This window comes from Archangium sp. (assembly GCF_036389735.1).
In the GTDB taxonomy this organism is placed as follows: domain Bacteria; phylum Myxococcota; class Myxococcia; order Myxococcales; family Myxococcaceae; genus Archangium.
Genome location: NZ_DASVWK010000162.1, coordinates 1 through 9222 on the forward strand (window position 1 = coordinate 1; position 9222 = coordinate 9222).

The 9222-nt window shown below is 69.3% G+C and carries 6 protein-coding genes; 4 read left to right on the forward strand and 2 right to left on the reverse strand.

Going from position 1 to position 9222, the window contains the following annotated elements; genetic code table 11:
• On the forward strand, positions 1 to 936 hold a 936-nt coding region (locus tag VF794_RS06140), incomplete at its 5' end, for a Tox-REase-5 domain-containing protein (protein WP_331108247.1).
• A gap of 9 nt (positions 937 to 945) precedes the next feature.
• A complete protein-coding gene (locus VF794_RS06145; protein WP_331108248.1) occupies positions 946 to 1680 on the forward strand; it encodes an Imm52 family immunity protein in 735 nt (244 codons plus the stop codon).
• A gap of 70 nt (positions 1681 to 1750) precedes the next feature.
• Here the strand turns inward: VF794_RS06145 and VF794_RS06150 are convergent, their stop codons facing one another.
• A complete protein-coding gene (locus tag VF794_RS06150; RefSeq protein ID WP_331108249.1) occupies positions 1751 to 2671 on the reverse strand; it encodes a DUF2381 family protein in 921 nt (306 codons plus the stop codon).
• A gap of 96 nt (positions 2672 to 2767) precedes the next feature.
• Positions 2768 to 4645, reverse strand: a complete 1878-nt coding sequence (locus tag VF794_RS06155; protein WP_331108250.1) for a serine/threonine-protein kinase — start codon at positions 4643 to 4645, stop codon at positions 2768 to 2770.
• 463 nt (positions 4646 to 5108) lie between these two features.
• On the opposite strand from VF794_RS06155, the gene VF794_RS06160 reads away from it, so the two are divergent.
• Both VF794_RS06160 and odhB read left to right on the forward strand, forming a co-directional pair.
• Complete coding sequence (locus VF794_RS06160; protein ID WP_331108251.1) at positions 5109 to 7994, forward strand: 2-oxoglutarate dehydrogenase E1 component; 2886 nt, start codon at positions 5109 to 5111, stop codon at positions 7992 to 7994.
• A complete protein-coding gene (gene odhB, locus VF794_RS06165; RefSeq protein WP_331108252.1) occupies positions 7984 to 9207 on the forward strand; it encodes a 2-oxoglutarate dehydrogenase complex dihydrolipoyllysine-residue succinyltransferase in 1224 nt (407 codons plus the stop codon). Before VF794_RS06160 ends, odhB begins: the two co-directional genes overlap by 11 nt.
• The last annotated feature ends 15 nt before the right edge of the window (positions 9208 to 9222 follow it).

Here is a 9222-nt window from a genome sequence, read left to right on the forward strand (position 1 = left end):
GCCACCGAGGCGCTGCGGCGCGCGGATGGCCCGCCCCTGGCGGAGCTGGGGCTGGGGCGGGACGTGCTCAACGCCGCGCTCGACGGAGGCCAGCAGGCCCTGGCGGAGATGGCGCTGGCGCTGGCGCACTCCATCCGCCACCCCATCCGCACGCTGGAGGACCTGGGGCAGCTGCCCACCACGCTGGCGCACCTGATTGCCTCCTCGCCCGAATACTTCGCGCGCTACGGCGCCATGTCCCGGGAGGACCAGATACGCGAGGCCGCACGCCTGTCCACGCACGTCCTCATGCTGCTCGGAGGGGCGGAGGCCACGGTGGGGCGCATGGGCGGGCTGGGGGCGGAACTGCCAGTGCTGTCGCTCACGGTCCGGGGCGAGCTGGTGCTGGGCGGAGCCGTGGTGGCGGCGGGGACGACGGCGAGCACGGTGACCGTGGACCTCGGAGCCCTCTCCATCCTCCACATGGCGGGCAGGGGTCAGGGGAGCAGCGGCGGCCCGAGCGGCACGGCAGGGCAGTCCTCCCAGACAGCCTCGGCCCAGGGGCCCGGCAAGTGGACGTACAAGACGTCCACCACCGAGTCCAAGCGCTCCCTGGAGTATCAGGAGCAGATAACGGGCCGGCCCGCCTGGTACGTGTACATGGTGGGCAAGGTGGAGTTCGACGGCTTCAATGGTCTGGCACTGCTCGAGGCCAAGGGACGCGGCTACAAGAGCTTCCTCACGAAGGGCGGGAAGGCCCAGTCCTGGTTCGAAACCAAGGAGGGGTTCACGGGTCTGCTGGAGCAGGCGAGGCGACAGTCGGAACTCGCCGAGGCCCTGAAGCTGCCGCTGGTCTGGCACGTGGCCGAAGTGGAGTTCGCCAACTTTCTTCGCGCTCTTTTCAAGAATAGAGGATGGACCAACATCGAAGTCCGCCATACGCCGGCGGCGCGGTGAGGAGCAGGCATGTTCGAGTGGTACTACGTGGGGGCGTACTGGGGACCTCGGAAGGAGACGGCGAGGGAATGTGCCCGGCGCGCGGAGCTCTTCTTCCACATGCTGGCGCGGTGTGACCCGATGTTCGCCCAATGGTACCGGGGAGGGCGCGGGTTCCCCCGAGAATTGCCAGGCTACCCGGTTCGCCCGGAAGTCGAAGAGTGGGAGCAGTTGTTCCTGCGCGGGAGGAACCGCACGGACGTTGGCAAGGAGGTCATCGAACACCTGGGCTTCATGGTGCACGTGTGGAATGCGAAGAAGGAACGGACCCGCATCGAACTTCACTGCGGTGAATACTCACCTTGGGGGGCGGGAAACACCTGCATTATCGACCCACCCGATGAGGGGCCGGCAGCGGAGAGGATCTTGAGCACCCCGGTGCTGACCGAGGTGCTCACCAGCGTGGCCACGGCGTGGGACCCCGATTTCGCCATTGTCAGTTCGACCGAGATGGTGGACCTCGTCCAGAAACGGAAGAGGGAGGTACGGGTGGGCTGGCTGACGTACCTGTCGCACCGCTTGGGCAAGCTGCCCCCGCTGCCCGCGCCCGTGCGCATCACCCCCGTGGGCACCCTGGGCTGGCTCCTCGTCCTCTCCCCCGAGCGCATGACGGCGAACAACCCCGAGCATGTGTCCTTCACCACTCGCGTGCGCGAGTTGCTGGACCGGGCCGGTCTCATCGAACGGCCCGAGCCCGGCGAGTGACGCGAGCAGGTGCTCTTCGGGTCGGGTGCGTTTCACTTCTACTCGAGTAGAACTGAACTGCACCCGGCGCTCACGGGAACGTCACTCCATCCAGCGAAACGCTGGGAGGCTCTCCCTCCTGCCAGAGCGAGAGGGTGAAGCGGTCCCGGGCCTGGGCTTCCGTCACCTCGGCCTCCGCCACCACGCGCTGCTGTTCCGCGCCGGAAGGAAGAGGCTCTGTCGGCCACACCCGCGTCACCTTCAGCCGCACACCGCCCTCGCCCACCAGCGCCGCTCCCGCCACCGTCCAGGGCCGTGAGGAGCGGTTGTCCACCCACAGCACCAGCGCCACCACGCCCCGGGCGCGGTAGCTCCTGGCCTTCCATACCTTGAGAGGCTGTCCGGGCGGTTGGGTGAAGCCCTCTTCCAGCTCCAGGCGCCGGGCGGTGAGGCCCGTCTCGTCCACCTGCCCGTTGGCGAGCAGGCCGGTGAGCCCGTCCGGTTTCTTGCGCTCCCGCTCCAACTCCGCCTGCACCTGCCGCAGCTTGATGCGCTCCGCCTCGGCCTCCTGCCAGGAGGAGCATGGCGGGCCCGGCTGGAGGTTCACCTCCACCTGCGGCTGCGCGTGCGAGGGGCTCACCACCAAGAGGAAGTCCGCGCTCGCCGGCACCGTCCCCTCCACGAAACGCAGCCGCAGCTTCAGCCGCCGCCCCACCTCCAGGGCGCTGGACGGCAACACCGTGAGCATGTCCTCCAACACGGTGACGCGGGAGAAGGCCTCCCGCGCCTCCAGTTCCACTCCGGAAAGCTTCAGGGGCGCCCCCAGGAGAAACGTGGTGAGGCGTCCCGGCTTGATGGGCAACTCGGCCACCTGCTTCGGCGCTGTCGCCGACAGCGTGACGAGGCGGGGCGCGTCCGCCATCTCCCCGGGGGGAGTGGAGGGCTCCCCGGCAGCGGGAGCCCCCACGAGGAGCAGCAGCAGAGGGAGCGCGGCGGAGTGCGGAGCGGGCAAGGGGATGAAACCTCCGGAGTGGAGCAGGGTAGCAGGGACCCAGGAAGTCGACCCCTGCCTTTTCCCGGCCTCTCGCCACTGACCGCTCGTGCCGTCCTACTCGAAGCGCTCCACGGCCTTCACCTCCGGGACGGCGGTGACCGTCGCGGTGCCCGGTCCGCCCTTGTCCGGCTTCCGGGGAAGCCCCCGCACAAGGGCATACTGCCAGATGCCCCATGCCTCCAGACAGACGGAGTAGGTGTCCCCCCCCGGAGTGTGCGCCTCGGTGAAGCGGCCGTACACGCGCTCCTTGCCGAAAATGAGATGGCCCGCCAGCACCGTGTCCACCTCCAGTTGCCCCAACCGCTCTCTCAATGTGAGCCGGGCGCCCGACCCCTCGTGCACGGGGACGAAATTCTCCCATGGCCCACCCGGGAGCTTGCCCATGGCAATGTCCCCGGTACGGATGCCCAACTGCTTCATGGCCTCCAGGGAGCCGGCCGGGCACGCCTCGGGCTTGGGGGGGTCGCGCACCTGGGCGCCGGGGCAACCGGCGGCGACGGCCCCCACGGCGGCGGTGCACAGGGCGCTGGCGACGGCGTTGCGTCCCTGGCGCTGCTTCTGTGGCTGCTTCTGCTGGGGACCGGAGTCCTCGCGTCGAGTCTTCACGGACGTGTCCTCGGGAAGCGTCGCGCTGGCGACGGGCGTGGGGGTTGTCGCCCACGCGGGCGCCGCGCCCCCCTCACCTTCCAGTGCCTCCCACGGGGGCGCCACTTCCTGGCCGGACGTCGCGGCCTCCCAGGACAGAGCGGGCCCGGCGTGCACCTGCAAGGCGGCGAGCAGCCCCATCGCCCCCCATACCAGCGCTCGGCCCCACGCCGCGCGCGTGTACCGGGAGGCCACCGCCGGGCCCGCTCCGCCCGGCCCGGGCGCGAGCACCACCGACTCCCCGACGACAGTCCCCACGGCAGGGGCCCCGGGCACCGGCCCGCGCCGGGGGTGCGTACGCGCGTACGCCACCAACCGCCGATCGCGCGCCAGACTCCGCTCCAGGTCCAACGCCCCTTCCCGCTGGGTGGTGGCGTTGTCCGGGGCCCACGCCTCGCACAGCGGCACCTCCCAGCTCGCGTCCGCCCCGGCCAGCGCCACCTCCAGCGCCTCGCACACCGCGTCCGTGTCCGGGTAGCGCGCCTCCGGTGCCTTCTCCAGCATGCGCAGGCACACGGCCGACAGCGCCGGGGGCACACGCGGGTTGCGCACGTGGGCCGCCACGGGCGCGGTGTGCAGCACCGCGTCCTCCACCTCCTCTTCCCCCTTGCCGTCGAAAGGCCAGGTGCCCGTCAGCAGCCAGTAGAGCAGCACGCCCAACGCCCACAAGTCGTCCCGGGCGCTCGCCTCGTACCCCTCGTTGCGCCCCCGCTCGCGGCGGAAGCGCCAGACCTCCGGAGCGCGCAGGCGCGCCGAGCACGGCAGCAGGCCCCCCGTCACCTCCAGCGAGCCAGGACACGTCCCCATGCCGAAGTCCACCAGCACCGGGTACTCGTCTCCTTCCCTCACCACCACGTTGGCACCCTTGAGGTCCCGGTGCACGACTCCGGCCGCATGGGCCAGCCCCAACTGCTCGCCCAGCGCCCCCCCGAGGTGCACCACCTGCCGGGCATTGAGGTTGGAGCGCTCGGCCCACTCGTCCAGTGGCAGCCCGGGCACGAACGGCGTGACGATGAAGAGGAAGAGCTTCTCCTCGGGCGGCCAGTAGCCATGGCCTTCCACCTCCAGCATGCCCACGCGGCTCAGCCGCAGCGTCACCTCCAGCTCGCGCCAGGCCAGGCTCCCCACCTGCGGGAGGAAGATGAACTTCATCGCGAACAGCCGCCCGCCGCGTTGGGCCCGGAACACGGTGCCGTAACCGCCCGCCCCCAGACGCGCCTCCAGCACCCAGCCCCCCACCCCCATGCCCTCCCGCGGAAGGAAGTCCTCCCGCGCCCCCTTCCTCATGAGCCGTCGGTGCCGTTGCCGCCGCCATGCCTCAAGAGCCCACCGCGCGTCCCCCTTTCCCCCCGCTTCGGCCTGCCGCATGCGCGCTACCTCCCAGGTGGGGCAGCGTAGCATGACACGGGCCGTTGGCCATGCGCGCGAACAGGGCGCTCGGCGGACTCCACTTCCAGTCGACTGGAAGCCTCCCACACCAACACACATCGCTTCCAGTCGACTGGAAGCAGGGCAAGGGAGCATCGCCAGGGCCCTTTTCCAAAGGAAAGCAGGGCGTTAGCCACCCTCCCATCTGCCCGTCGAGGAGCGCTCCGCTCGGCCTCGGACGGAAGAGGTCGGAAGCTGCTCGAGCGAGGGTTCTCCGAGCACCCCGGGCAGAAGATGCGCTCACGTGGTGCATGACGGTTTCCGACGACGGTTTGACATAAATTCCCCACCCCCCCCACAAGCCAGTAAAAGACAGCACGCCATGGCGAAATTCCAGGACTCGTACCTCTCCGGTGGAAACATCGACTTCATCGAGGGGCTCTACGCGCGCTACCTCGAGGATCCGTCCAACGTGGACCCGAGCTGGCGCGAGGTGTTCGAGCGCAACGACGGCGCCGGCCGTCCCATCTACAACAAGACCCTCATCGAGCCGCCCGCCCCCGTCGTCCCGGGCAAGGAGGGCAAGGGCGCCAAGCCACCCGTGCCCAATGGCGGCGCGGTGGCGACGGCCCCGCAGACGGCCCCCACGGTGGCCTTCCAGCAGGACATGAGGCTCCAGTCCCAGGTGGATCAGGCCATCTCGGCCTTCCGTCTGCGCGGACACCTGCGCGCGACGCTGGATCCGCTCGGCCGGCCGCGCCCGCCCCTGGAGCACGTGGCGGACATGGGCATGGTGGACGACCAGCACTTCTCCACCGCCGAGCTGGAGCAGATGGTGGAGAGCTCCAACGTCTTCGTGCAGACGCGGGTGAAGCTCAAGGATCTGCTGGCCCGCCTGCACCGCACGTACACCGGCTCCATCGGCGTCGAGTACATGCAGATGCTCGACAGCGAGCGGCGGCGCTGGCTGATGCGGCGCATGGAGTTCACCGAGAACCGCACCCAGTTCACGGTGGACGAGCAGCGCCACATCCTCACCAAGCTGTCCTATGCCGAGGGCTTCGAGAACTTCCTGCACACCAAGTTCATCGGCGCCAAGCGCTTCGCGCTCGATGGCGGCGAGGCCCTGGTGCCCATGCTGGACGCCGTGCTCGAGATGGGCGGTGACCTGGGCCTCAAGGAGGTCGTCGTCGGCATGGCCCACCGCGGCCGCCTCAACGTGCTGACGAACACCCTGGGCAAGAAGCCGGACCAGATCTTCAGCGAGTTCGAGGGCCCCATCGATCCCAAGCAGCACATGGGCCGGGGCGACGTGAAGTACCACATGGGCTTCAGCTCGGATCACACCACGCGCGGCGGCAAGGGCATCCACCTGTCGCTGGCCTTCAACCCCAGCCACCTGGAGGCGGTGGATCCGGTGGTGGAGGGGCGCGTGCGCGCCAAGCAGGATCGCAGCGGGGACACCGACCGCTCCAAGGTGATGCCGCTGCTCATCCACGGCGACGCGGCCTTCATCGGCCAGGGCGTGGTGGCCGAGACGCTCAACATGGCGGGCCTCAAGGGCTACGAGACGGGCGGTACGCTGCACGTCGTCATCAACAACCAGGTGGGCTTCACCACCGACCCGTCCGACTCGCGCAGCTCCATCTACTCCACCGCGCTGGCGCAGATGCTGGACATCCCCATCTTCCACGTGAACGGGGATGACCCCGAGGCCTGCGTCCACGTGGCGCGCCTGGCCGCCGAGTACCGGCAGACCTTCAAGAGCGACGTGGTCATCGACCTCGTCTGCTACCGGCGCTTCGGCCACAACGAGGGCGATGATCCCTCGTTCACCCAGCCGGAGATGTACGACATCATCCGCAAGCACCCCTCGGTGCGCACGCGCTACGCCCAGCAGCTCGCGGAGAAGGGGCGCATCCCCGCCGAGGAGTCCGAGGCCATCAAGCAGCGCTGCATGCAGGACTTCGACGCGGCGCTCACCCGTGCCCGCGCGCAGAGCCAGTTCAAGGAGCCGAGCGCGCTGGAGGGCCTGTGGGCCCCCTACAAGGGCGGGCAGCATAACGGCGTCCCCCCGGTGGTCACCGCCGTGGACAAGGAGACGCTGCGCGGCGCCCTGAAGAAGCTGTCCGAGGCCCCCGAGGGCTTCAACGTCCACCGCGACGTGGAGCGCACGGTGCTCAAGAAGCGTCAGGCCATGCTCCAGACGGAGGAGATCCAGTGGAGCGAGGGCGAGGCGCTGGCCTACGCCACGGTGCTCTCCGAGGGCTACAGCATCCGCTTGAGCGGCCAGGACAGCGAGCGCGGCACCTTCACCCATCGCCACGCCGTGCTGCACGACGTGAAGACGGGCGAGAAGTTCGTGCCCCTGCGGCAGTTCCACACCGACAAGAGCCACTTCGACGTCTTCAACAGCCCCCTGTCCGAGATGGGCGTGCTGGGCTTCGAGTACGGCTACAGCCTCGACGTGCCCGACGGGCTCGTCCTCTGGGAGGCCCAGTTCGGTGACTTCGCCAACGGCGCGCAGATCATCATCGACCAGTTCATCGCCGCGGCGGAGAGCAAGTGGCGGCGGCTCAGCGGCCTCACCATGCTCCTGCCGCACGGCTACGAGGGCCAGGGTCCGGAGCACTCCAGCGCCCGGCTGGAGCGCTTCCTCAACTTGAGCGCCGAGGACAACATCCAGGTCGTCTACCCCACCACGCCCGCGCAGATCTTCCACCTGCTGCGCCGTCAGGTGCTGCGCCCGCTGCGCAAGCCGCTCGTCATCATGTCGCCCAAGAGCCTGCTGCGCCGCCCCGAGGCGACGAGCAAGCTGGACGAGCTGGCCAGCGGCACCTTCCAGGAGGTCATCGCCGACAAGGTGGACCTGGCGGGCGTGACGCGGCTGCTGCTGTGCTCGGGCAAGGTCTACTACGACCTCGTCAAGGCCCGGGACGAGCGCAAGGACCACTCCATCGCCATCGTGCGCGTGGAGCAGCTCTACCCCTTCCCCTTCGACGAGCTGGCGGGGCTCGTCTCGAACATGCCCAAGCTCACCGAGATCTTCTGGGTCCAGGAAGAGCCTCGCAACTCGGGCGCCTGGCACTTCGTCTTCCCCCGCCTGCACGACCTGGCCGCCGCTCGGGCCCAGAACCCGGTGAAGCTCGGCTACATCGGGCGCGCTGAAGCCGCGAGCCCCGCCACCGGCTTCACGCAGACGCACAACCTGGAGCAGCAGCTCATCGTCGAGGAAGCCATCCTCCGAGGAACCAAGAATGGCCGTTGATTTGAAAGTCCCGCCCCTGGGCGAGTCCATCACTGAAGCCGTCGTCGGGAAGTGGAACAAGAAGAAGGGCGACGCCGTCAGCGCGGACGAGCCCCTCGTCGTGCTGGAGACCGACAAGGTCACCATCGACGTGCCCGCTCCCGCCGCCGGCGCCATCGCCACCATCGCCTTCAACGAGGGCGACAAGGTGCGCGTGGGCGACGTGCTGGGCACCATCGAGGCCGGCGCTGGCGCCTCCGCCCCCAAGGCGGCCGCTCCCGCTCCGGCTCCCGTGGCCGCCGCCCCCGTGGCCGCCGCTCCCGTCGAGACCTCCAGCGATGCGCGCATGACGCCCACCGCCCGGAGGATCGCCGAGGAGAACAAGCTGGACATCGACCAGCTCAAGGGCTCCGGCACCGGCGGCCGCATCACCAAGGAGGACGTGCTCGGGCATATCAACCGTCCGGCCGAGACGCCCGCCGCCCCGCAGCGCGCTCCGGCCCCCGCCGTCCCCTCCGGTCCGCGCCCGCGCGCCGACCGCGAGGAGCGCGTGAAGATGACGCCGCTGCGCCGCCGCGTGGCCGAGCGCCTCCTCCAGGCCCAGTCCAACGCCGCCATCCTCACCACCTTCAACGAGGTGGACATGGGCGCGGTGATGGACCTGCGCAAGCAGTACAACGAGAAGTTCCAGGCCAAGCACGGCATCAAGCTCGGCTTCATGAGCTTCTTCGTGCGCGCGGCCGTCGACGCCCTCAAGGCCTTCCCGCAGGTCAACGCGGAGATCGAGGGCGAGGAGGTCGTCTTCAAGAAGTACTACGACATCGGCGTGGCGGTGAGCGGCTCGCGCGGCCTCGTGGTGCCCGTGGTGCGTGACGCCGACACCCTGTCGCTCGCGGACCTGGAGAAGAAGATTGGCGACTACGGCCTGCGCGCGCGCAACGACAAGCTGACGCTCACCGAGCTCCAGGGCGGCACCTTCACCATCTCCAACGGGGGCACCTTCGGCTCGATGCTCTCCACCCCCATCCTCAACCCGCCCCAGACGGGCATCCTGGGGATGCACAACATCGTGGAGCGCCCGGTGGCCCGCAACGGCCAGGTCGTCATCCGGCCCATCATGTACCTCGCCCTCTCCTACGACCACCGCCTCATCGACGGTCGCGAGGCGGTGCAGTTCCTCGTGCGCATCAAGGACTGCATCGAGGACCCCACTCGGCTCCTGCTGGAAATTTGAAAACCGGTTAAACGG